The organism is Acinetobacter sp. YH12129, from assembly GCF_013418685.1.
GTDB lineage: Bacteria > Pseudomonadota > Gammaproteobacteria > Pseudomonadales > Moraxellaceae > Acinetobacter > Acinetobacter amyesii.
The window spans coordinates 1-1,007 of the sequence record NZ_VPBP01000081.1 but is presented as its reverse complement, the minus strand read 5'-3'; the positions used below and the strand labels follow the sequence as shown (position 1 = coordinate 1,007).

General features: G+C 36.7%; 1 protein-coding gene. It reads left to right on the top strand.

Annotation, left to right across the window (positions count from 1 at the left end):
* Window positions 1-989, top strand: a protein-coding gene (locus FTU65_RS16160; protein ID WP_179994544.1) for an IS4-like element ISAba1 family transposase whose coding sequence is annotated in 2 segments (ribosomal slippage) — window positions 1-439 and window positions 439-989 — 990 coding nt annotated over the 2 segments. Because the reading frame shifts where the segments join, the coding sequence is not laid out codon by codon here. This gene is flagged as partial in the annotation.
* Window positions 990-1,007: the final 18 nt, after the last annotated feature.

The window sequence follows — 1,007 nt, the reverse complement described above, 5'->3', positions numbered from 1 at the left end:
AAGCAAACATGTAATCTTTCTTCTGCATCTAAAGCCTTGCCCATCAAGTGTTTACCACAATCATTTTATCGACGTATGCAGCGCTTCTTTGCAGGTCAGTATTTTGATTATCGTCAAATTTCTCAGTTGATTTTCAATATGTTTTCATTCGACCAAGTGCAACTGACTTTAGATAGAACCAATTGGAAATGGGGAAAACGAAATATTAATATCCTGATGCTCGCAATCGTTTATCGTGGAATAGCGATACCTATCCTTTGGACATTGCTTAATAAACGTGGAAATTCAGATACGAAAGAGCGTATTGCTTTGATTCAACGCTTTATAGCCATTTTTGGTAAAGACCGTATTGTGAATGTGTTCGCAGACAGAGAGTTTATCGGTGAGCAGTGGTTTACATGGTTAATTGAACAAGACATCAACTTCTGCATTCGTGTTAAAAAAACTTCATTGTCACCAATCATTTAGGAAAGAATCATAAAATTAGTGATTTATTTCGCCATCTTAAAGTTGGTCAAATTGAATGTCGTAAACGACGGATTTTGGTTGGTCGGGTGAAACTATATATAAGTGCACTACAGTTAGAAAATGGAGAGCTTTTACTCGTCGTTTCTCCTCAGTTTAATGCCAATGCTATTCAGGATTATGCATTACGCTGGGAAATTGAAACCTTATTCAGTTGTCTCAAAGGACGCGGGTTTAATCTTGAAAATACGCGCTTGACAGACCCTAGACGAGTGAAAAAATTGATTGCGGTGTTAGCTATAAGCTTCTGTTGGTGTTACTTAACGGGTGAATGGCAACATAATCAAAAAAAAGCGATAAAAATAAAGAAGCATGGACGACTCTCAATGAGTTTATTTCGCTATGGTTTAGACTATGTTCAAATGGCGATTCAGCGTTTAATTGGTTTTGGGAAAAAAGAAGAGTTTAAGGAAATTTTGGCAATTTTAAGAAAGCAGAATCCTGATAGGATAAGGGTTCTGTGAAATTTGTCGTGTACAGAG